This window comes from Carboxylicivirga marina (genome assembly GCF_016612505.1).
Taxonomy (GTDB): domain Bacteria; phylum Bacteroidota; class Bacteroidia; order Bacteroidales; family Marinilabiliaceae; genus Carboxylicivirga; species Carboxylicivirga marina.
The window spans coordinates 50,093-70,967 of the sequence record NZ_JAENRR010000024.1 but is presented as its reverse complement, the minus strand read 5'-3'; the positions used below and the strand labels follow the sequence as shown (position 1 = coordinate 70,967).

Here is a 20,875-nt window from a genome sequence, read left to right as displayed (position 1 = left end):
CATTGTTTGCGTGTTTGACTGCATTTTCGTGTGTTGCCCAGGAGCAACTCGATGGCTTCACTTACGGCGATGAAAAAACACCTACGGGCAAAGAGTGGGAATCACCATCTCACCTGGCCCATAACAAAGAGCAACCACGTGCTACTTTTTACTCTTTTAAAAGTGTAGAAAGTGCGCGTAAAGTATTACCTGAAAACTCAGAGTATTGGCAATCACTGGATGGTGACTGGAAGTTTAACTGGGTGAAACACCCCAATGAGCGACCTGTCAACTTTCACCAACCAACTTTTGATGTCAGTAGCTGGGACGATATCCCGGTGCCTTCTAACTGGAACATTGTTGGTTTGGCTAAAGATGGTGGACAAAAATACGGTACGCCCATCTATTGTAACCAGCCGGTTATTTTCAAACACACTGTAGCTGTTGATGACTGGAAAGGTGGCGTGATGCGTGAGCCGGCCAAGGACTGGGTAACTTACGAAGCCCGTAATGAAGTGGGTTCTTACCGCCGTGATTTTGAAATCCCTCAAGACTGGGACGGTCGCGAAGTCTTTGTTCAGTTCGATGGCGTTGACTCGTTCTTCTACCTGTGGATCAATGGTGAGTACGTAGGTTTCTCAAAAAACTCACGTAATGCCGCAACGTTTGACATTAGTCAATATCTGAAAAAAGGCACTAATGTGATTGCTGCTGAAGTCTATCGTAACTCTGATGGTTCTTTCCTGGAGGCCCAGGATATGTTCCGTTTGCCAGGAATTTTCCGCAGTGTACAACTGTATTCAACACCTAAGGTTCAGGTTCGAGACTTGTTTGTGCTACCTGAGCTGGATGACAATCACAAAGACGGTTCACTGAATATTGCGGCTGATATCCGTAATTTCAATAAGAAAGAAGCCAAAGGTTACACAGTGGATTATTCACTCTACGCCAATAAACTGTATTCCGATGAGAATACGTTGGTTGAAGGTGTGGTGGCAACCACTTCTGTTCCGGTGGTTAACGGTGGTGCTGAAATCAAGGCTGATGCTGTGATGAAGGTGCCAAGTCCAAATCTTTGGTCGGCAGAGCATCCCTATCGTTATACCTTGGTGGCTCAGCTCAAAGATAAGAAAGGTCGCGTGGTGGAAACCATCTCTACCCACACTGGTTTCCGAGAAGTGGTGATTAAAGATACAAAAGCGGAAGACGATGAATTTGGATTGGCCGGTCGTTATTACTATATCAATGGCAAGCCGGTGAAGCTAAAAGGTGTGAACCGTCACGAAACACATCCTGAGACAGGACATACATTAACCCGTGAGCAGATGAAAGAGGAAGTGATGCTGATGAAACGTGCCAATATTAACCACGTTCGTAATTCGCACTACCCGGCTGATCCTTATTGGTACTACCTGTGTGATAAATATGGTATTTACCAGGAAGACGAAGCCAATATCGAATCACACCAGTATTACTATGGTGAAGCATCACTTTCGCATCCACCAGAATGGAAAAATGCCCATGTTGGTAGAGTCGCGGAGATGACGCATCAGAATAAAAATTACCCATCTATTGTCATCTGGTCGTTGGGTAACGAGGCTGGTCCGGGTGAAAACTTTGTACATGCCTATACGGCATTGAAAGCCATTGATACATCTCGCCCTGTTCAGTATGAACGTAACAACAGTATCGTTGATATGGGTTCTAACCAGTATCCATCCATCGGTTGGATGAATATGGCGGTGACTGGTCAAATGAACATTAAATACCCATTCCACATCTCTGAATACGCCCACTCAATGGGTAACGCCTGTGGTAACCTGATTGATTATTGGAACGCCATTGAGTCGACCAACTTCTTCTGTGGCGGTGCTATCTGGGACTGGATAGATCAGGCCATATACAACTACCGTGAAGATGGTACACGTTACCTGGCTTATGGTGGTGACTTTGGAGACAAGCCAAATAGTGGTCAGTTTGTAATGAACGGTATTTTGTTTGCCGAGCGGGATTTGAAACCGCAGTATTACGAAGTAAAGAAAGTATACCAACATATAGGTTTTCAGGCTAAAGATGTCAAAGCAGGTACTTTTGAACTATTCAATAAGTATTATTTTAAGTCGTTGGCTGATTATGAATTGACATGGTCGCTTTGGGAAAATGGTTCAGAGATTAAAAACGGCCAGTTGGCTTTTGATCCAATTGCAGCAAGAACCAAAACAACAGTTACCTTACCATATGATTTTGCTGAGTTAAAAGCCGGGTCTGAATACTTTGTCAAGCTGCAGTTGACCCTAAAAACCAATCAGCCCTGGGCAGATAAAGGTTATGTAGAAGCGGAAGAGCAGTTCTTGCTGAAAGCAAAATCAGAAGTGCCAAACATGGCAGAAGTGACTAAAGCAGCTGGTGGTAAATTGAAATTGACGGATGCTGGTAACAATATCAAGTTGGTGAGTGGTCAAAACTTCACCGCTAAATTTAACTTGACAGACGGTTCTTTGTATGGATTGGTTTACAATGGTGAAACCATTATCGTTGATGGCAATGGTCCAAAGCTGGATGCTTTCCGTGCCTTTGTGAATAACGATACATGGGGCTACAGCTCTTGGTATGAGAAAGGCTTGCATAACCTGAAACATAAAGCCATCGATTCTAAATTACGCACCAATGCAGACGGTACAGTGACACTGGCTTTTACTGTGGTTTCGCAAGCGCCTAATGCGGCCAGGCAGCATGGAGGTACAAGTGGTAATGTGCTATCGGTTGAAGAATTGACGGATGAAAAATTCGGAGAGGACAACTTCCGCTTTGTGACCAACCAGATTTGGACGGTTTACCAGGACGGTTCGGTGGAGTTGCAGTCCAGCATCACCAGTAACGAAGAACAATTTGTATTGCCGCGGTTGGGTTATTCCATGACTATTCCGAAATCATACGAAAACCTGACGTATTACGGACGTGGACCAATTGGTAACTACAACGACCGTAAGACGGCTCAGAATATCCAGAAATACACCACAACGGTTATGGAAGAATTTGTCAACTTCCCTAAACCACAGGACATGGCTAACCACGAAGAGACGCGTTGGTGTGCTTTAACCAACAATCGTCACATAGGAGCAGTATTTGTAGCCAATAGTGAAATGGTGGTTAGTGCATTGCCTTATACTGCTCAGGACATGGGAACTGCTGCCCACATCTACGAACTGCCGGAGCCAGGTGATATCACCCTTCATCTGGATATGAAAGTGACTGGACTTGGAGGTGCGAGTTGTGGACAAGGTGGCCCTCTAAAGCATGACCGTGTTTATGCCGGTCATAATGTTTTTGGCTTCATCATTCGTCCTACTGGTGAGGATTTGGACAAGGTTGCTAATGTGGGGCCTTCAGGCGAAGTGCCCATTGCTATCACACGATCTGGAAATGGGACTCTAAAAATTACATCTACTAAAGCAGATGCAACGATTCTTTATTCGATCAATGGAGGAACTACTCAGACTTATAGTGAGAGCTTTTCTTTACGCAATGCCGGAGTTGTTAAAGCTTGGTATAAGGGCAATAAGGATTCTGAGATTACAATGAAGTTCAATAAGATTGAAAAAATAGAAACAATAGTTGTATTTGTGAGTAGCGAAGAGCCGGGAGCAGGTAGCGCTGCCAAAAACCTGGTGGACGGCGACCCAGCAACCACTTGGCATACCATGTATTCAGTCACTGTTGCTCAGTATCCGCACTGGGTTGATTTTGATTGTGGAGAAGCGAAATCGATCAAAGGATTTACCTACCTGCCTCGTCAGGATGGTGGACGAAACGGGAATATAAAAGACTACACGATTCACGTGAGTCTTGATGGCAAAAATTGGAGAGAACCAGTACATAGAGGTCAATTCTCCAGTGATAATAAAGAGAAACGAATATTAATTGATAAGCCTGTGAAAGCACGTTTCATCCGTTTTACTGGTATAAGTTCACAGAACGGACAGGACTTTGCTGGTGGTGCGGAATTTAGTGTTCTTGCCGAATAATACAGCTTTATAGCATTCAATGTTAAAAGTTAAAAAATGCTTAAAGGATGCATACTTAGAGGAAGTGCTGGCCACTAATTGTGAGTTTAATTCTAGTATGGAGGCCATGTTTAAAAAGTTTGACTAGAGGTTAGTTTTTGTTAAGTAAGAGCTTGGTGAATATGTGCTAAGCTCTTACAAATATAGAAATATGAAAAATCTAACATATAAACTTGCAAAATTAACAATAGGGTTGTGCTTGTCATTAGCCTTAATAAATTGTTCAGAGAGTGATGAAGAAGATTTTGGACCTGTTCCTGTCGCTGACTTTGAGGCTTCTGAGGTATCGGTAATTGAGAAGAATGAAATCGTTTTTACTGATTTATCGAGCAATGAACCCAACCTGTGGACATGGCAATTTGCTGGAGGATCACCGACCTATAGTAATGAGCAGAATCCGACTGTAAGATATGATTACCCTGGAATTTATTCAGTAACACTAACTGTACGAAACGCAGCTGGAGGAGATGAAATAATTAAAACAGATTATATCGAAGTAACCGGTAAACCAATCATTTATAAATCAAAATATGCATTTGATGATGACCTGACCGATGCGGGTACAAATGGAATAACTGCACTTTCTAATTTTGGTGACCCGGTATATGTTGTAGGCAAGTTTGGCAAAGCATGGCAGGCTCCAGGTGTAACTGATCAATACTTGACTATCCCTGAATATAAAGGAATTGGAGTTTCAGGTTCTCGCACTATAATGGCTTGGTTTAAAACATCAGTTGAAGATGGCAGAAAAGCTATCGTTTCATATGGGGTTAGCAGTAGGGGCACCATGTTTAATGTAATGATAGATAAAGGCAAAGTAAGAGTTGAGGGAGGTGGTTCTTCATTAATCTCCTTACGTTCTGGGTTGGATAATGGAGAATGGCATCATGTGGCCGTTACTTACAATCCTGAAGATGGTCCTTTATTACAAGATGTTAAAATCTATGTCGATGGTTCTTTGAGTCCTAATGACCTTGATGGTTCTTATAGAGCTAATACTACTAATATAGATACGGATGCCGTGACTAATGATGTAATGATTGGGCATGCTGTTTATGGCAAAACAGGGTATTTCTTTCCAGGTGAGATAGATGATGTGAGAATTTTAGAAGAGGTCTTGATTGAAGAGCAAATTGCTGATATAGTTGCTGGCAATTAAGCTAAACTTTTTTAAAAATATATAATTGGAGTTTGCCTCCTGAAATGTCATAAAAACCATTTTGGGAGGAAGCCCAACTTCATTTGTTTTTTGTTACAAGAAAGTTAATTAATGGATGATGAACGCTGGTAGGTTGGTATTCAGGAAAGGTGCATTACTCTGCTAGTGCATAAGTTTCATCAAAGAGAAAAATAATTGTATAATGATTAATAGTAATATAGTTAAAAAAGCGAATTCATTTGTTCGCTTCGGTTTTCTGTTGAGTATCATGATGTTTCTTTGCAATTGTACTGCAGATGCTGAAAGAGGAAAGGAAAACAGCCAGGATATAGTTGCTGACACGCTTATGTTCACTACAAATGAAAGCTTCTTTTCGCCTGTAGGAACCTTAAGAGCTCACTTGGTTGACAAAACATCGGGTGAAGAGTATAATAAATTTGAGTATTATGATTACATCTATGATTGGAATCAACCCATTGATACCATCCTGTTTGCTGTGACCATTAAAAAGGAAGTGATTTGTTTATAAAACCTGAGATTGGTATTTCAAATGATCAAGACGGTTCAGAATTATATATATACCTAAATAATGAACGTAAAGCATTCAATATAATAGCAACCGGAGGTGAGAGTAACTATGAAATTCAGAACGGTGTAGAATTTACTGATGTTAAGCCTGGGTTTTATTTGGTGAAACTTCAAATTAAATCAGTTAAAAGTCAGGGAGCTAATGTAGGACAGCTTGAGAATGTTCATCTCATTGGTTTAGCAGCAGTGGATGCTGAAATTGAAATGCGTTTCATGAGGATTAAGAAGTGACTTTATTGATTTTTTTTCATGTCTACGCTTTTTGAGATCTTCTTTAAATTTTTGGTTTTCCTTTTTTGCTACTTCCTTATCGAGGTTAGTTGATTTTTTGTAGGGTTGTTGTAAAATAAATGTTACTGTTGCCATCTAGTTCAGATTTGATATAATCCAAAACTACATAAAATATTGGAAATATATTGGAAACATATACTTTGGTTAGTTCGTTTTTCATTGGCTTAGTTTGGATATGTATTTTATTAATATGTTGCTGAGGCTGGTTTATGGTAAGTGATTGAGGGCGATTTGACACGATTAAGACCAAAAATAATGAGGTCCGCCAGGAACCTCACGAAAGGTGATTTTCATTTTTATGAAAGTCACCTTTTTTTATTGCTATGATATTCGTTATATCTGAAAACAGGCATTATTTCTAAAGTTTTCTTGCTCACCCCAGTCGATATAGCCTAATTGATTTGTTACCAGTGAGGTGCCATTAATAGTGGTTTCTGGCATATTAGCGTGGTGGTGTCCATATATCCAATAGTCGATACCCCAATTTTCAATATGCGTTTCCTGTTCTGAAACAAAGGCCGAATTGATATCTGAGTCTTTGTAATATTCAGGGTTGCATTTTTGGGTGGGGATATGGTGTGTAACAACTACCTTTTTATCGGTGCTTGATTTGGTAATGGCTTGCTTTAAAAATTGAAGGCTTCTTTTGTGTAGTAAATTAAAGACATCAGAATTCAGTTTTTTTCTATGGTATTTAATGCGATGAAAATCACCAACACCTTGTTCAATGATGTTTGCTTTTTCCTTGATGATGTGTGACCAGAGCATGGTGAAGAAGAAGTCGACCTCCCCAATTTTAATTGTGATATTATTAACCAAGAATACATTCTTGCGAATTGGTATTTGTACAGGTTCGTCAATTATTTTTAAATCTTTGCCTGCATAAAATTCATGATTGCCAGGAACGTAATAGACTGATTCAAATTTCTCAGAAACATCATCAAAAAAAGAGTGGCTATGGTAACTGTGCTCCCAAAAGGTAATATCTCCCGCAAGAATTAAAATATCTCCAATTGGTTTTATCGGATTGTCGATTATGAAGTCACTGTTTCTTGCGAATTCAAGATGTAAGTCTGAACAATATTGAACAGTCATAATGAAAACGTATGTTAAAATAATGAAATATCTTTTGCTTTTTAGGTTTAAGGTATTCGTCATGATATTCTAATCGGTAGAAAATCAAACAGAAACGATTGTGTTTTGGTTTGGTTATTTTAACTGTTAATTTGATTAAAAGATACACCGTTATTTCTATATTTGCAGGCCGTTTGAGTCGAAATTATAGAATGGGATAACCTATTTAGCCAACTGCCTAAATAATAGTAGAATACAATAAAATAGCCGGAAATATGGACGGAAGGGAGAGAAAAAACATTAAAAAAGGGACAAAGGTTGCAATTCTTCAAAAACAAGATGAACGTTCAGGAACCTTAACACACGGCGTTGTTCAGGAAATTTTAGACGAAGTTGGATTTCATCTAAAAGGGATTGAATGTAAGCTGAAAACCGGACAGGTAGGAAGAGTTAAAATGATTAAGCTTTAGCTAAAAAAAAGGATGCCTGTAGCATCCTTTTTTTGTATATGAAAGTATTCCTGTATAGTTGTAGAGGTAGCATCAAACGAATATATTCTCTGCCTTTAGTTGCGTTTTAATTTTATCAACTTCTTCACGACTTAATCCAATAAATGGGTTTTCATCAATTTCCTGCGGAATTTCAATACCATACGCCATCACAAAGTGTTTCATCTTTTCGCTCATATCTTTTTATTTAAATTTTTACCGGGATGAAACAGGCAACAACAATGCCAAGGTTTGTAGTGTGTTTCTAAAATTAACAAAGTAAGAGATTAACTAACAGATTTTAACGTCCATATTAGAAGGTGGCAGGGCATTCAAAAACGAGAGTCTGATTGCTTTCAGGATGGATAAACTCAATGCGTTCGGCATGAAGATGTAATCTGTCTTTCTTAATTCCATATAAGGGATCGCCAACAATGGGCGTATTGAGTCCGAGTGGATGAGCAGCATGAACCCTGAGTTGATGTGTTCGGCCTGATTGTGGAAAAAAATGAATGCGGGTGAAGTTTTTGTTTCGTGCGATTACCTTCCATCTGGAGATAGCTTTTTTTCCATAATCGTTACAAACCATTTGTTTTGGACGATCGTCTAAATCGACTCGTAGAGGCAAATCTATTACGCCTTCATTTTCATTAACAATACCATCAAGAAGTGCCACATATTGTTTTTTAATGGTTTGTTTCAGAAACTGTTTTTGCAAAATCGAGTGTGCCATTTTCGTTTTTGCAATAAGCATAATGCCTGATGTAGACATATCTAAACGGTGTACAATTAGCGGTCCATTGGCATTAGGGAATAGTTCTTTTGCCTGTTGATAAACGGAATTATTTTCTTCTTTACCCGGGACAGATAATAATCCAGCAGGTTTATTAATAACTGCGATCATATCATCTTCGAAGAGAACAGTTATAGACTCAGAATTTAGTTTCTCAACTGGGGATGGCAGTGATAGCCCCTTCAGCATAAAGCCAAGTATTGGTTCACATTTGCTTTTGCAGGCCGGATAGAAATAGTCTTGCTTTCGAATAATGGTTATTGGCGACGGTCCCCACCAAAATTCGGACATAGCTAGTGGTTTTAGTTGACTGAGGTACGCATATTGCAGTAGTTTAGGAGCAGCACAATCACCAGCACCAGCTGGAGGAATCTTTAAATCATGCTTGTTGAAAATTTCTAAAGCACTTGCATGTTCTCCCTCAGCATTATTAAAAATGTAACTACTAAACAAACGTTGTTGTAGCTGTGCCGATTTAGTTTTTCGTCTTTTTTTTAGTTCTGATATGTGATTGTTAAAATGATCTAATTTGTCTTCTATAGATTTTATCTCAAGCTTCCATTTCTTTTTAAGTGCGTTGAATCGACTTTTTTCTGATTGGCTTTCTTTTATTAGTTGTGCTAAAACTGAAGTGTCATTCGTTGTATCTCGCAGTAACTCTCGTTTTTCCTTAGATTGCTTTATTTGCGTTTTAATGCTGGCAATTTCTATTTTTACTTTTTTTTCCTTCTCAGCAAGTTCGTGCTTTAGCATCAAAAGTGTTTTGGATTGAAGTAAGGCGTTTATCTCGTCGTTTAATCGAGTTAAAGCTTTTTCTTCTTGCCTGAAAAAACCATCAGGATTAGTAATGTCAAATACCTGCGGAACAAAAGGAATAGATGTATTGGTTTCTTTTTCGTTGCCAGAATATGACACCAGAAACCCTAATTGATTATCGTTATTTTTAACTACGAGTACTCCATACATTTTACCTTTTGCCATCGTTCCAGGGTCTGGTAATAGCTTTTTTATGGCATTTTTGGCCTCAATACAAAGAGGGTGAGGTCTGTAGTCAAAAGGGTTCGTAAAATACTGAGGTAATTCATCAGCATGATGATCAACTAAAGGAATGAAGCAGGACATTTAGAAATCGTAATAGAAAATGAATGAAAGACGATTAGCTATCCCACGTTGGTTGTCTTTGTTTATTCTCGAACCATAAGAATATTCGCCGCCAACTCTTACACCAGGTATAACATTCCAGAAAATGTTACCCGAAAAATAGCTGCTAAATTTAAAGGTATCATCAGGCTGATAATAGGGTACTGGCATGTAGGTTAAGCCTGGAGTAAAGTATGAAAAAATCTTTTCGCTCCAGTCGATACCAAAGGATACAAAACCACCATAAAGCTCTAAGGGATCATATACATCCTCAATAGGGTTGTACGCTATATCTAAGCCATTGCCTGTAACAGAACCGATGTATCTGGCTATTCCGGAGCCTGCAACTGCTTGAAAAAGAATTCTTTTGTCGCTTGCGATCTCGTAGCGTCCGCTCAACAGTGCTCCATAGCCCAATGAGCCAGATTGATCAACGTTATATGCCAGGCTTCTGAAAATCATCGATAGCTGTATATGCCCCCAATTGGTAAGGCGCTTAAAACGCGTTGCAATGTCAGGGAAATCTTGTAAAGTGGTTCCGAGGCTATCAGGAGCCATCAAATCTAACTCAGGAGATTCCATCGAAACGGTCCATCTTGTATTTTGGTTAATCAGCCGGCTATATCGTACTTGTACAGTCCGTTCGCTTACCGAACTGTTAGGGCCTTCTAGATCAACGGTCCATGGGATAGAGGTAGGGTCTCCGAAAACCGACCATGTTTGACCTGCCAAGACATCCATAAATGAACCATATACATGTCGAATACGATAGGAATTGGAATTGCCAAGATAGTCACTTTCAAGGCGGATAGATATTGGTCCTAGTTCAGTGTTTTTGGATGCTTCAAAGCCAAACCGTGTTTGGTTTCCACTCATAAAAAAACGAGCACCTTGTTTTTCTGTTCCAACTGGTATTTCAAATGTTTGAAAATGATCGCGATGAGCCAGTCCGTTGAAATCATAGGCACCGTTTAATCGAATTGAACCTTTAAAGGTGATTTTGGCCGAGCCATCATCAGAAGTAATCGTAAATCCTTTATGATCTGGTGAATCTTGAGGGTGAATATCAACTATTTTTGCTGAATCACGCTCAATGAAGGTGAGTTCTTGATCAACCTTAACCGTTTTAAGCTTAATGGTATCGCCGTGTATTAGTCGTATTTCGGGGTTGAACAGTACTTCTGCTAATGAGCTGCTACTGGTGCTTTTTAAGGAATCTACATTATTTACCAGGCTGTCAACTAGTTCGATGTCAGATATGAAGATTTGTTGAAGTATTTCAGACGAGTCGGGTAACTCACCAATCACTCTTGATTGAGCCTTAACTTGCACATTGAACAATGCAAAAACTGATAGTATTGTGCATGTCAGGAATATCTTATGGATTCGATTTGACGACATCAAACAATAGTTGTGTTAGGCTTTTAAAAAGTAATTTTACTAAAAAGACACGAATAATGCGTCATTTATAAGCAAATATCTGACTTTTTAAAAGATTAACTATTGTACTGAGCTGATAAAATTATTCATGTAGGGTAATGGGTTGATTTTTACTTGAGTATTGATGATATGGCAGACAAACGAAAAATTGTGTTAAATTTGATTATTTATATGTTGCATATGTTTACCACTAGACTCTTAATCGCCTCCTTTTTAATTCTGCTTGTTAACCAAAACCTTTGTAGTCAGGATTCGATGACTGACCAAAGTGACCAATGGCTTATTCGAATGAATGAACTAATGGCCAACGTACCGACTAATATTGATAGTGTACTACAGCTGGCTAATGAGCATCTTGAAAGATGTCCCTTTTCTGAAATTAAGCAAAAAGCCTTTTATCATAGTTTTATGGCTGAAGTGTATTATTTCAGACAAGAACTCGACAATTCTTTGAAGGCCTATCAGAATTCATTACAAAATTTTAGAATCTGTAATGATTCATCCAGATTCGCGGTTTTGTATAATAATATAGGATTGGTTCATTACCTCAAATCTAATTTCGACAGCGCTTTGGTAGCCTATAATTATTCTCTTGAACTCGAGAAAAAAGCTGGTAATAAAGAAGGAATAGCCATGTCCTATCAAAATTTGGGTATTATTTATGGTAAATGGGAGCGCTACGAGCAGGTTTATGAGTATTATAACAATGCATTGGCCTTGTATGAAGAATTAGGGGCATATGCCTCGATAGCTGCTGTTACTAATAATTTGGCTGTAATTGCTGTTCGACGAGAGGATTACAATTCAGGTTTTAAGTATTATAAAAAAGCCTATGCGGCCTATAGAGAGTTAGGCGATGAAAGTGGTATGGCTAAGGTTTCTACTAATTTGGGGCGATTATTTGGTTTGCAACAGCAATACGTTAGGGCTGATGAATACTTTAAACGTAGTTTGGAGATGTTTACGCGATTGCATGATAATATTGGTTTGGTCCACACTTATAGTATGAGAGGTGAGGTGTATCTGAAGAACGGAAAAGTTAATGAGGCGCTTAGTGCTTATAATAAAGCAGAAAAGCTCAATGAGAAAATAGGATTAAGGGAGGTCAGAAGTGACAATCTACAGGAATTATATAGTGTATATAAAGAGTTAAAAGAGTATAAATTAGCTAATGAGGTGCTTGAGCAATACTACGCTTTGAGTGATTCTATTTTTGATGAGAAGCAATTGGATAAAGTCATTCAGCTCGAAAAAAAATACCACACCGAGAAAAGTAAAAATGAGTTGGTAGTGATGCAGGCCAAAGCAGAGCGTAATCGCTTGTTTATGTGGGGTGTTTCTTTGTTTTTTCTGTTATTAACCATTATTGTGCTGATATGGGTGTATGTGTTGAAAATACGAGAAAAGCAGCGTCAGTTAAACATGGAGCATAAAGTCTTACGCACCCAGATGAACCCGCATTTTATTTTTAACTCCTTGTCGGCACTTCAATGCATTATCATGGAAAATAATCAGGAGGATGCCATTGATTTTGTAGCTGATTTTGCAGGATTAATGCGCTTGATACTACAATATGCACAGGAGGAACACATCACACTAAAGAAGGAAAAAGAAATTCTTGATAAATACATGAGTATTCAAAATCGGCGATTCGATAATAAAATCAATTACAAAATAGATTTTGAAGAGCAGATTGAGTTAAATGCCGTACTTGTACCGCCAATGTTGACTCAGCCATTTTTAGAAAATGCCATTGAGCATGGTCATTTAACGGAGGAGGATAGTTATATTCATGTTCAATTGCAACGACGCGATGATAAATTAGAATTCTCGGTTGAAGATAATGGTATTGGCATTGGAAATTCAATGAAAAAAAACAAGAAAACTGGTAAATCACATAAATCAGTAGCCATGGATCTGACAAAGGAGCGTCTGAATCTGCTAAATAATAGAGAAAATGCTGAGGCAGTAACTCTTAAAATAGAAGATTTATCGGTTTATGGACGAAAAGGAACACGCGTAGTATTTCAAGTGCCCTATATGACACTTAATTAAAGCTTTATTTACGTCCAAAATCGGCTGGTATTTCGCCCCAGTTTTTAGTGTCCCATTTTAGGATTTTAACCTTAATCGGATTGGCCTTCAGCCAGTCTTCGGCCCGTCTAACCAATTCAAATAGCTGTTTGGTTTTTGGCGTATCATCGAGCTTCGATTTGCACTGCTTCTTCATCACCCAACCAATGGCAATCTTTGAGTCGGAGTACACTGGAATGTTTAAATTGTTTTTCTGAAGATAAGAGATGCCGTGAACCAAGGCCAGAAATTCACCGATATTATTTGTCCCTAATTGAAACTTCTGATGAAATAACTGTCGTCCATCCTTTGTAAACACGCCCTGGTACTCCATTACGCCTGGGTTACCACTGCAGGCGGCATCAACAGCAATGCTGTTGCTAATGATGTTGGCTTTTGAGTTTAGTTTACTTGAAGATGTTTTACTACCTCTGGTTGCAGAAGATATGTGACTGGAAAAACCATTGCTGTAGGCATTTTGAGCTTCTTGCAGCGAAGGGAAGCCCTTGTATTTGGCAGCCGGAAAACCTTTTATTTGAGCCTGACATTCGGGCCAGCTTTTATAAATTCCCGGTTTCGCACCTACCCATACTACATAAAACTTGTTTTTTGCCATGTCAATTCCATTTATGTCTGTAAATATAAATCGAATTTGTTATTGATGAGCAAAATCAAGCTCTTCAATCAGGTTTTGTGCATTGGCCATTTTATCAACAATAAATAAAACATAGCGAATATCTACACAGATGCACTTCTGAAGTTTCTCTTCATATGCTAAATCACTTGTCATGGCTTCCCAGTTGCCATCAAAGGCCAAGCCTACAAGTTCTCCACTGTCATTGAGTACAGGGCTGCCACTGTTTCCGCCTGTAATGTCATTGTTGGTTAAAAAACAAACCGGCATTCTACCATTCGGAAGTGAATAGCTTCCAAAGTCTTTGCTTTTATAAAGTCGCTTTAGCTGATTGGGTACTGTAAAGTCAGGTTGTGTGTTATCTTCTTTTTCAAAGATACCTGTCAGCGTAGTCATGTATTTATACTTGACACCGTCCTTGGGCTCGTAGTCACCTATATTGCCATATGAAAGCCTTAAGGTGCTATTGGCATCCGGATAAAAGCTATTGTCGCTGTTTTGCTGTATGTAACCTTCTACCAGCAGTCTTTGTGCATCCTCGTATTGGCTATTTAGCTTTTCGTGGATGTCGAGCATCTGGTAGAAATGAGATAAGATTTGGTACGAAAAGGCAATGGCCGGGTCTTCAAAGAAGGCATCTTCGTCTCCTTCCTGAATCAGTTTTTTTAGTTTGTTAGTATTGGTAAGTGCCGTTTTTTCATACAAATGCATGGTATAAGCACTAATGTCGAGCATGTATTTTTTACCTAATAAAGATTGTGTCTCAGGTCTCAGTTTTGCAGGCATATTATCCAGATAATAGCTTAGCATGGCTTCAAAAACAGCTTTATCAACCAATGCATCAAAGTCTTTGTGTAATTGCTCAATACTTGCAATTGTTTCCTGCAATTGTATGGTGTATTCTTCAGAACCTGGTTTTTTATCCAATAGCTCCATAAATAGTGAGCTAATTTCCAAAGCAAACTTTACTATCTCTGGTCCCTCCAGCATGGTTTCCTGTGTGATTGTTTCGGCCAGTGTTAGCTTACTGCCAAGCAAGTATGATGCTTCAATAACCGATAGTGTATTGTTATACTTGTTGTGTCGAGCAGAATCTTCGCTTGACCATTCCTTAAAACTTTCTTCGCGTTGCTGACGCTGTTCCAGAATGCTTAGTTTATCAAGTGCTTTATTTTGGCCAATCACATATTTCCAATAGTTACTCGATTCGGAATATTTAGCCGCATATTTTATGTTTATGGTTTCTGAGCTTTGCATGGCGGTTGACCAAATGTCCTGCTTAATGCCACGTACCTCTGCAATAATGGGATTAATTACCTCATTAATTTCTTTAATGCCAAATGAAGATAAGTAGCGTTGTGTATGTCCCGGATAACCCAATGTCATTGTATAATCACCTTTTTCGATGCCTTGTGCGTTTATTTTTAAGTGCATCTTTGGCGTAAAGGGAATGTTTTCAGGTGAATAATCAGCTGCTGAGCCATCTGGTGCACAGTATACCCGAAAGAAACTAAAATCACCAGTATGGCGTGGCCACATCCAGTTATCGGTATCTCCACCAAATTTACCAATGGATGAAGGTGGTGTTCCTACCAATCGAACATCGCGAAAGGTTTGTGTCAAAAACAAAATATAGGTATTACCACTAAAGAGCGGTTTTATGGTAGCATCTAGTTTGTACTTTTCTGCTGCTTCCGCCTCAATAATCGAAATGAGGCTATCAACAGCGATTTGTCGTTTACCACCTAGCTTGCCTTGTACCTGTTGCTTGATTTGCGACGTGACATCGTGTGCTTCAATAAGCAGTGTAGCTGTTTTGCCAGGGTTAGCCAATTCTTCGGCATGTGAACTAGCCCAAAAGCCATCTGCCAAAAAATTGTGTTCTACACTGCTGTGTTGCTGTATTTCGTTATAGCCACAGTGGTGATTTGTTAATAATAATCCTTTGTTACTAATGAATTCTCCCGTGCAGGCACCATCATCGAGCGATACAATGGCATCTTTTAATGATGGTTTAGAATGACTGTAAATCGATTCGAAGGGAATTTTCAAACCTTTTTCCTGCATTTGTTCAATTTGCTTATTGCTGAGCAGGTAAGGTAACCACATGCCTTCATCGGCCTTTGCAGCAGCCGAGCATATGATTATAATTATGGTGATTATTAGTATGCGCATCAATCTAGTTAGCTATAATTCAAGAGGCACGAAACTAATAGATTATAAATGGGATTACTATGAATTATCTTGATTTTAAACAAAATTAACAAAAAAGAGCCGCCAGAATTAACTGACAGCTCTTGATATCTTATCTAATGCTTTGATTTACTTTACCAAAGTCATCTCTTCAATTAGGTTAGTGGCACCAGCGTACTTGTCGATGATGAAAAGTACGTAACGTATGTCAACATTAATACACTTCTGAAGCTCTGTTTCAAAAGCAATATCACCACTCATAGCTTCCCAGTTACCATCAAAAGCTAATCCGAACAAGTGACCTTCGGCATTGATAACAGGGCTACCGCTGTTACCACCAGTAATATCGTTGTTTGAAGTAAAACAAACAGGCATGTAACCTGCTTCGTCAGCATACTGCCCATAGTCTTTGTTTTTCCAAAGCTCTTTTAGTTTAGCAGGTACTTCAAATTCGAAGTTATCCGGATCCTCTTTTTCCATGATTCCTTCAATAGTTGTATAATGCTTGTATACAACACCATCTTTTGGCTCGTAATCGCCTACCTTACCATATGATAAGCGCATGGTGAAGTTAGCGTCTGGATAGAATACTTTTTCAGGCTGCATCTCAAATAAACCGGCAATAAACAAGCGGTTATTCTTGTCAATGGCTATAGCGCTCTCCGCTTCCATGCCTTTAATTTCGCGGTACTTTTCAATGGAAGAAACACCACCGATGTAGGCATAATCTTTCTGAAGTACTTTTAATGAAGGTTTCTCAAGGAAAGCATTAAAACGTGCTTCATCCATAAATACTGACTTGTTATACATGTAGTCAGCAAACTTCTGGAAATCACCTTTGAACTTCTTGTTGATGGTTGCGTAAAATGCAGGATGATATTTAGCATCAATTTCATCGTTGTACATTTTTAATAAAGCACCAATTACTTTGCGGTCTGTTTTAGGACTGTAATCTTTATAGAAGCTTCGTCCAGCAGCTTTTAGCGATTCTACTGCTTTGTCAATGACTTCCTGTTCACCTTCTTCAAGTGCTTTTTCTAAACCACCAGCACGATACGCGAAGTAAAATGCTTCAGCACCTCGTAGCTGACATTCAGAAATGAATGCTGTTGCTTTTACAAATTCAGCACGATTGTTATATGATTTTTCTAGCTCAGATAATACATTGCCATATTTTGCTTTGCGATTATCATTAGCATTTACCCACGCAGTAAATTCATCTTCTAAAGTACGCTTTTGGTCTAATACGTTTAATTCCTCCAGACCTCGGTTCATACCAATTGAATTTTTCCAGTAATTGGCACTGTGAGCGAATTTAGTAGCATACTGAATGTTTAACTTCTCGTCGGCACGCATGTCTTCTAACCAGATATCTTGTTTAACACCACGAGGTGTAATGCGAGCCTGGTTGATGATTTCCATGCGTTCTTCAATACCCCACGATGTTAAGTAACGCTCAGTACTTCCAGGGAAACCAACCGTCATGGCATAGTCATCCATCTGCACGCCTTTTAATGATACAGGTAAATGGTGTGCTGGCTTATATGGCTTGTTGTCTTTTGAGTATTCAGCTGGTTTGCCATCTGGTCCGCAATAAACACGGAACATGCTGAAGTCACCAGTGTGACGAGGCCACATCCAGTTATCGGTATCAAAACCAAATTTACCAATTGATGAAGGAGGAGCGCCTACAAAACGTACATCATTGAATTTTTCGTAAGCAATCAAAAAGAACTGGTTGCCTTCGAAATAGTCTTTAACGCTTATCTGATATTCATTACCTTCTTTAGCTTCTGTAACTAATTGAGCTGATACCTCTTTGATTTTCAAAGCACGTTCCTGCTCGGTCATATCATCAGTAAGTTCAGCTGTTACAGTCTCTGTTACATCAGTCATGTACTTTAAAAAAGTAACCGATAAACCTGGGGCTGGTAATTCTTCTTCTAAGCTTTTGGCCCAGAAACCATCTTTCAGGTAATTGTGTTCAACCGAACTTAACTCCTGAATGTTACCATATCCGCAGTGGTGGTTGGTTAGTAGTAGACCTTGGTCAGAAATCATCTCACCTGTACAGCCGCGACCGAAAATGACGATGGCGTCTTTTAAACTGCTATTATTGATGCTGTAAACTTCCTCTGCTGAAAGTTTAAAGCCCATTTCCTGCATTTTTTCAATATTCAATTTGTTGATAAGTGGTAATAACCACATACCTTCATCGGCCTTAGCAAATTGCGTAAAACCCATGCATGCTACTAGCAAAATTGCTGCTATTCGTCTCATAAAAATCGTACTTTAAGATTTGAAGTTGCTTACAAATTTTAATTGTTATGAATGATTGTAAATGGGACAGTTATCAACAATCAAAGCTCGTTCAACTTACAAAGTCTATTAATTTATAATCTCTGTTTAAAGTGCCAAAGATATAATTTTTGGTGGAATGAAAGGTGTGTTGTAGAACAGGGTGCACTTAAACCGAAAAAAATGATAAAAAGTATGCGTCTGCATCTCTTTAAGGCTAAAATCATTAGCTTTAAAGAGTTATTGACAAATTTAACAAAATGAACATGAAAAAGATTTTAACAATTATTGCTGTAATAGCAATGGCTTCACTGAGCTCTTTTGCTCAAACAGAAAAGGGTAAGTGGGTATTTTCAGGCTCAAGCGATTTGAGTTTTACCACTACAACGATGACCTTAGAGTATGATGGCGAAGAAATGGGGGATTCGGATTTATCATCTTTTAACTTAACACCAACTATAGCCTACTTTGTGGCCGATGATTTTGCCTTAGGATTGGGAATGAATGTTGAGAATAGTAAACAAGATGATTATACCACAAACTCTCTGTTAGTTGGTCCGATTGCACGCTATTATGTTGGTGGCTCAAGTAGTGTCAAGCCTTATTTGCAGGCTGCCTATTTTTTTGGTTCACAGAAAGAGGATGATGATGTTGATGAAGCAAAAGCAAAAGCGAGCTCTTGGGAAATAGGAGGTGGAGCAGCTATCTTTTTAAACGAATTTGCTTCTTTGGATATGAGCCTGGGGTATGGTAATGCAACACTTACCAGTAACGATGATGACAAGTTTAAAGTCAAGGTAAAAGGTTTAGCTGTCAATGTTGGTTTCTCTTTTTATTTTTAATTGAACTCGTTAATTGAAAGCATGATAACCGGCCTCGTGCCGGTTTTTTTGTAAACTAATATGTACATGCTTAAAAAGCTTATATCAATTATGTAACTCTACTAAAAGCTTAACGTTTTGTGGAAAATAATTAACAAAAAACTTTATGAGGGTTTATTTGATTAATCAATGGAAGATAGGGTTTAATAAAGAGTTAATAGGGTGTCAACTATGCATAAGCAATGATAAAGGGTTGTTGTGAGTTAATAAGTGTTTAACTATGTTAGCAGTCATTATAATAAACAATGTGGAACTACTCACCTTAGGCCATATTTGTATGCTGCATACTTATTTGGTTCGTCAACAGAAGAAGATGATGAGGAGGTAGCAAAAGCAAAAGCAACTGCCTGGGAAATTGGAGGTGGAGCCGCTATCTTCCTAAACGATTTTGCATCAATAGATATTACGCTTGGATATGGTAAAGCTACATTTATTAGTAGAGATGACGAGAAAGCTAAAATACTGGCTAAGGCTTTGGCTGTTAATGTTGGTTTTTCGCTTTATTTCTAAATTAAGTTTATCACTTAAGTTTTAACTGGCTGTTTGCTGTTTTTTTATATCCCTATTCATCTTTTAACCCAAAAACCTTGGATTAATTCTCATTATTAACATGATTTATGACTAAAGAACAGTTAGTTTATGGTGATATGTAAGTATGTTTCCTTGCTTTTACCTAAGTAATAATGTAATTTAACATACGTAAAAAAGTATTATTACCTAAGTAAAAGAATTGAAATAACCGCAGGTTTGCGCATAAACGAAGTTTGATATGGCCATAAAGTACAAGGTAATTAAGCAACCACCCAATAAATTAAGCACAACAGGCAAGCCTTCCTATAATGCCAGAGCTTGTGAGCGAAGCCGTGTTAGTCTTGATGAAATTTCAGAAATCATACAACGGAATAGTGGCTTGTCCAAAGCAGATGTGTATAGTACGCTTATCTCACTTACGGATATTATTCCTGACTTTCTGTTAAACAATCAATCGGTTGATTTAGGCAAGTTAGGGACAATCAGTTTGCATTTGTCGAGCCATAGTGAAGACCAACCAGAGGATGTGACATGGCGCAGTATTAAAGAGCTTAAAGTGCAGTTTAGAGCAGGGAAAGAACTTAAAAAGGAACTTAAGAAAGCACACTTTAAGCGCGTTGATTAAAACAAGCTCATCTGCTCATCTAATAATCTGAAAGTCTTGCGGTGAAAGGGCGAAATGCCATGTTCCTTGATGCCAGCCCGGTGGGCTTTGGTTGGGTAGCCTTTGTTTTTATCCCAGGCATAATGCGGGTATTGCTCATGCATCTTTTCCATGTAATCGTCGCGGTGGGTTTTGGCCAACACACTGGCAGCAGCTATAGACAAATACTTCCCATCACCTTTAACTACGCAGGTATGCTCAATTCCTTTGTAGGGGATAAAGCGGTTGCCATCAATTAATAAATGCTCTGGCTTTGTTGTTAATTGATCAACACTGCGGTGCATGGCTAGATATGATGCTTTAAGAATGTTGATTTCATCAATCTCCTGATGATTGACAAAGGATACAGCCCAGGCAATGGCTTCTTGTTCAATAATGGGACGAAGTTTCTGACGTTGTTTTTCTGTCAATTGCTTAGAATCGTTTAATAGCTCATGCTTAAAATCTTTAGGCAAAATAACAGCAGCAGCAACTACAGGACCAGCCAGGCAACCGCGACCGGCCTCGTCGCAACCAGCTTCAGTGAGTTGTTCGTTTAAATATGGTAATAAATGGAGCATGTTATATAGTAAATTGCATGATTTT

Annotated in this window: 17 protein-coding genes; 9 read left to right on the top strand and 8 right to left on the bottom strand. The window is 38.7% G+C overall.

The features are described 5' to 3' along the window. From JIV24_RS11545 to JIV24_RS11530, 4 genes are all read left to right on the top strand, one after another. A partial coding sequence (locus tag JIV24_RS11545; RefSeq protein WP_200465197.1) for a glycoside hydrolase family 2 TIM barrel-domain containing protein occupies positions 1 to 4,004 on the top strand: 4,004 nt, incomplete at its 5' end. Positions 4,005 to 4,194: 190 nt separating this feature from the next. Then, positions 4,195 to 5,202, top strand: a complete 1,008-nt coding sequence (locus JIV24_RS11540; protein ID WP_200465196.1) for a LamG-like jellyroll fold domain-containing protein — start codon at positions 4,195 to 4,197, stop codon at positions 5,200 to 5,202. A 202-nt stretch (positions 5,203 to 5,404) separates the two neighbouring features. Next, the gene (locus JIV24_RS11535) at positions 5,405 to 5,731 is read left to right on the top strand and encodes a hypothetical protein (RefSeq protein ID WP_200465195.1); all 327 of its coding nucleotides are present in this window, start codon (positions 5,405 to 5,407) and stop codon (positions 5,729 to 5,731) included. After that, complete coding sequence (locus tag JIV24_RS11530) at positions 5,722 to 6,021, top strand: hypothetical protein (protein ID WP_200465194.1); 300 nt, start codon at positions 5,722 to 5,724, stop codon at positions 6,019 to 6,021. Before JIV24_RS11535 ends, JIV24_RS11530 begins: the two co-directional genes overlap by 10 nt. Before the next feature lie 393 nt (positions 6,022 to 6,414). On the opposite strand, the gene JIV24_RS11525 is transcribed toward JIV24_RS11530, so the two are convergent. After that, positions 6,415 to 7,176, bottom strand: coding sequence for a metallophosphoesterase (locus JIV24_RS11525; protein WP_200465193.1), 762 nt, complete (start codon positions 7,174 to 7,176; stop codon positions 6,415 to 6,417). A gap of 254 nt (positions 7,177 to 7,430) precedes the next feature. Between JIV24_RS11525 and JIV24_RS11520 the strand changes: the two genes are divergently transcribed. After that, complete coding sequence (locus tag JIV24_RS11520; RefSeq protein ID WP_200465192.1) at positions 7,431 to 7,625, top strand: YwbE family protein; 195 nt, start codon at positions 7,431 to 7,433, stop codon at positions 7,623 to 7,625. 72 nt (positions 7,626 to 7,697) lie between these two features. Here the strand turns inward: JIV24_RS11520 and JIV24_RS11515 are convergent, their stop codons facing one another. The 3 genes from JIV24_RS11515 to JIV24_RS11505 form a co-directional block, all read right to left on the bottom strand. Next, positions 7,698 to 7,841, bottom strand: a complete 144-nt coding sequence (locus tag JIV24_RS11515; RefSeq protein ID WP_200465191.1) for a hypothetical protein — start codon at positions 7,839 to 7,841, stop codon at positions 7,698 to 7,700. A 115-nt stretch (positions 7,842 to 7,956) separates the two neighbouring features. Next, on the bottom strand, positions 7,957 to 9,558 hold the full coding sequence (locus JIV24_RS11510; protein WP_200465190.1) for an RluA family pseudouridine synthase: 1,602 nt from the start codon (positions 9,556 to 9,558) through the stop codon (positions 7,957 to 7,959). Further along, positions 9,559 to 10,977, bottom strand: coding sequence for a DcaP family trimeric outer membrane transporter (locus JIV24_RS11505; protein WP_200465189.1), 1,419 nt, complete (start codon positions 10,975 to 10,977; stop codon positions 9,559 to 9,561). A 219-nt stretch (positions 10,978 to 11,196) separates the two neighbouring features. On the opposite strand from JIV24_RS11505, the gene JIV24_RS11500 reads away from it, so the two are divergent. Beyond that, on the top strand, positions 11,197 to 13,071 hold the full coding sequence (locus JIV24_RS11500) for a tetratricopeptide repeat protein (RefSeq protein WP_200465188.1): 1,875 nt from the start codon (positions 11,197 to 11,199) through the stop codon (positions 13,069 to 13,071). Positions 13,072 to 13,075: 4 nt separating this feature from the next. Here the strand turns inward: JIV24_RS11500 and JIV24_RS11495 are convergent, their stop codons facing one another. From JIV24_RS11495 to JIV24_RS11485, 3 genes are all read right to left on the bottom strand, one after another. Continuing rightward, positions 13,076 to 13,705: a ribonuclease H1 domain-containing protein gene (locus JIV24_RS11495; protein WP_200465187.1), complete on the bottom strand. Its 630-nt coding sequence runs from the start codon at positions 13,703 to 13,705 to the stop codon at positions 13,076 to 13,078. A 39-nt stretch (positions 13,706 to 13,744) separates the two neighbouring features. Then, a complete protein-coding gene (locus JIV24_RS11490; RefSeq protein ID WP_200465186.1) occupies positions 13,745 to 15,898 on the bottom strand; it encodes a S46 family peptidase in 2,154 nt (717 codons plus the stop codon). 147 nt (positions 15,899 to 16,045) lie between these two features. Further along, positions 16,046 to 18,196, bottom strand: coding sequence for a S46 family peptidase (locus JIV24_RS11485; RefSeq protein WP_200465185.1), 2,151 nt, complete (start codon positions 18,194 to 18,196; stop codon positions 16,046 to 16,048). Between the two features lie 284 nt (positions 18,197 to 18,480). Between JIV24_RS11485 and JIV24_RS11480 the strand changes: the two genes are divergently transcribed. The 3 genes from JIV24_RS11480 (at position 18,481) to JIV24_RS11470 (ending at position 20,251) form a co-directional block, all read left to right on the top strand. Continuing rightward, positions 18,481 to 19,056, top strand: coding sequence for an outer membrane beta-barrel protein (locus JIV24_RS11480; RefSeq protein WP_200465184.1), 576 nt, complete (start codon positions 18,481 to 18,483; stop codon positions 19,054 to 19,056). Positions 19,057 to 19,305: 249 nt separating this feature from the next. Next, entirely contained in the window at positions 19,306 to 19,605 is a 300-nt protein-coding gene (locus JIV24_RS11475; RefSeq protein WP_200465183.1) for a hypothetical protein, read from the top strand. A gap of 259 nt (positions 19,606 to 19,864) precedes the next feature. Beyond that, positions 19,865 to 20,251 (top strand): HU family DNA-binding protein, encoded by a 387-nt coding sequence (locus JIV24_RS11470; RefSeq protein ID WP_200465182.1) that lies wholly within the window; start codon positions 19,865 to 19,867, stop codon positions 20,249 to 20,251. Here JIV24_RS11470 and JIV24_RS11465 read toward each other — a convergent pair. Further along, positions 20,248 to 20,850 carry a ribonuclease HII gene (locus tag JIV24_RS11465; protein ID WP_200465181.1) on the bottom strand — a complete coding sequence of 201 codons (603 nt, stop codon included), beginning with the start codon at positions 20,848 to 20,850 and terminating at the stop codon, positions 20,248 to 20,250. The two genes, JIV24_RS11470 and JIV24_RS11465, sit on opposite strands and share 4 nt — an antisense overlap. Between the last annotated feature and the right edge of the window lie 25 nt (positions 20,851 to 20,875).

Bases quoted from the DNA above. Each gene is read 5' to 3' on its own strand.
- JIV24_RS11540 (WP_200465196.1), top strand. From the start codon at position 4,195: ATGAAAAATCTAACATATAAACTTGCAAAATTAACAATAGGGTTGTGC.
- JIV24_RS11535 (WP_200465195.1), top strand. From the start codon at position 5,405: ATGATTAATAGTAATATAGTTAAAAAAGCGAATTCATTTGTTCGCTTC.
- JIV24_RS11525 (WP_200465193.1), bottom strand. From the start codon at position 7,176: ATGACTGTTCAATATTGTTCAGACTTACATCTTGAATTCGCAAGAAAC.
- JIV24_RS11520 (WP_200465192.1), top strand. From the start codon at position 7,431: ATGGACGGAAGGGAGAGAAAAAACATTAAAAAAGGGACAAAGGTTGCA.
- JIV24_RS11515 (WP_200465191.1), bottom strand. From the start codon at position 7,841: ATGAGCGAAAAGATGAAACACTTTGTGATGGCGTATGGTATTGAAATT.
- JIV24_RS11510 (WP_200465190.1), bottom strand. From the start codon at position 9,558: ATGTCCTGCTTCATTCCTTTAGTTGATCATCATGCTGATGAATTACCT.
- JIV24_RS11505 (WP_200465189.1), bottom strand. From the start codon at position 10,977: ATGTCGTCAAATCGAATCCATAAGATATTCCTGACATGCACAATACTA.
- JIV24_RS11500 (WP_200465188.1), top strand. From the start codon at position 11,197: ATGTTTACCACTAGACTCTTAATCGCCTCCTTTTTAATTCTGCTTGTT.
- JIV24_RS11495 (WP_200465187.1), bottom strand. From the start codon at position 13,705: ATGGCAAAAAACAAGTTTTATGTAGTATGGGTAGGTGCGAAACCGGGA.
- JIV24_RS11490 (WP_200465186.1), bottom strand. From the start codon at position 15,898: ATGCGCATACTAATAATCACCATAATTATAATCATATGCTCGGCTGCT.
- JIV24_RS11485 (WP_200465185.1), bottom strand. From the start codon at position 18,196: ATGAGACGAATAGCAGCAATTTTGCTAGTAGCATGCATGGGTTTTACG.
- JIV24_RS11480 (WP_200465184.1), top strand. From the start codon at position 18,481: ATGAAAAAGATTTTAACAATTATTGCTGTAATAGCAATGGCTTCACTG.
- JIV24_RS11470 (WP_200465182.1), top strand. From the start codon at position 19,865: ATGGCCATAAAGTACAAGGTAATTAAGCAACCACCCAATAAATTAAGC.
- JIV24_RS11465 (WP_200465181.1), bottom strand. From the start codon at position 20,850: ATGCTCCATTTATTACCATATTTAAACGAACAACTCACTGAAGCTGGT.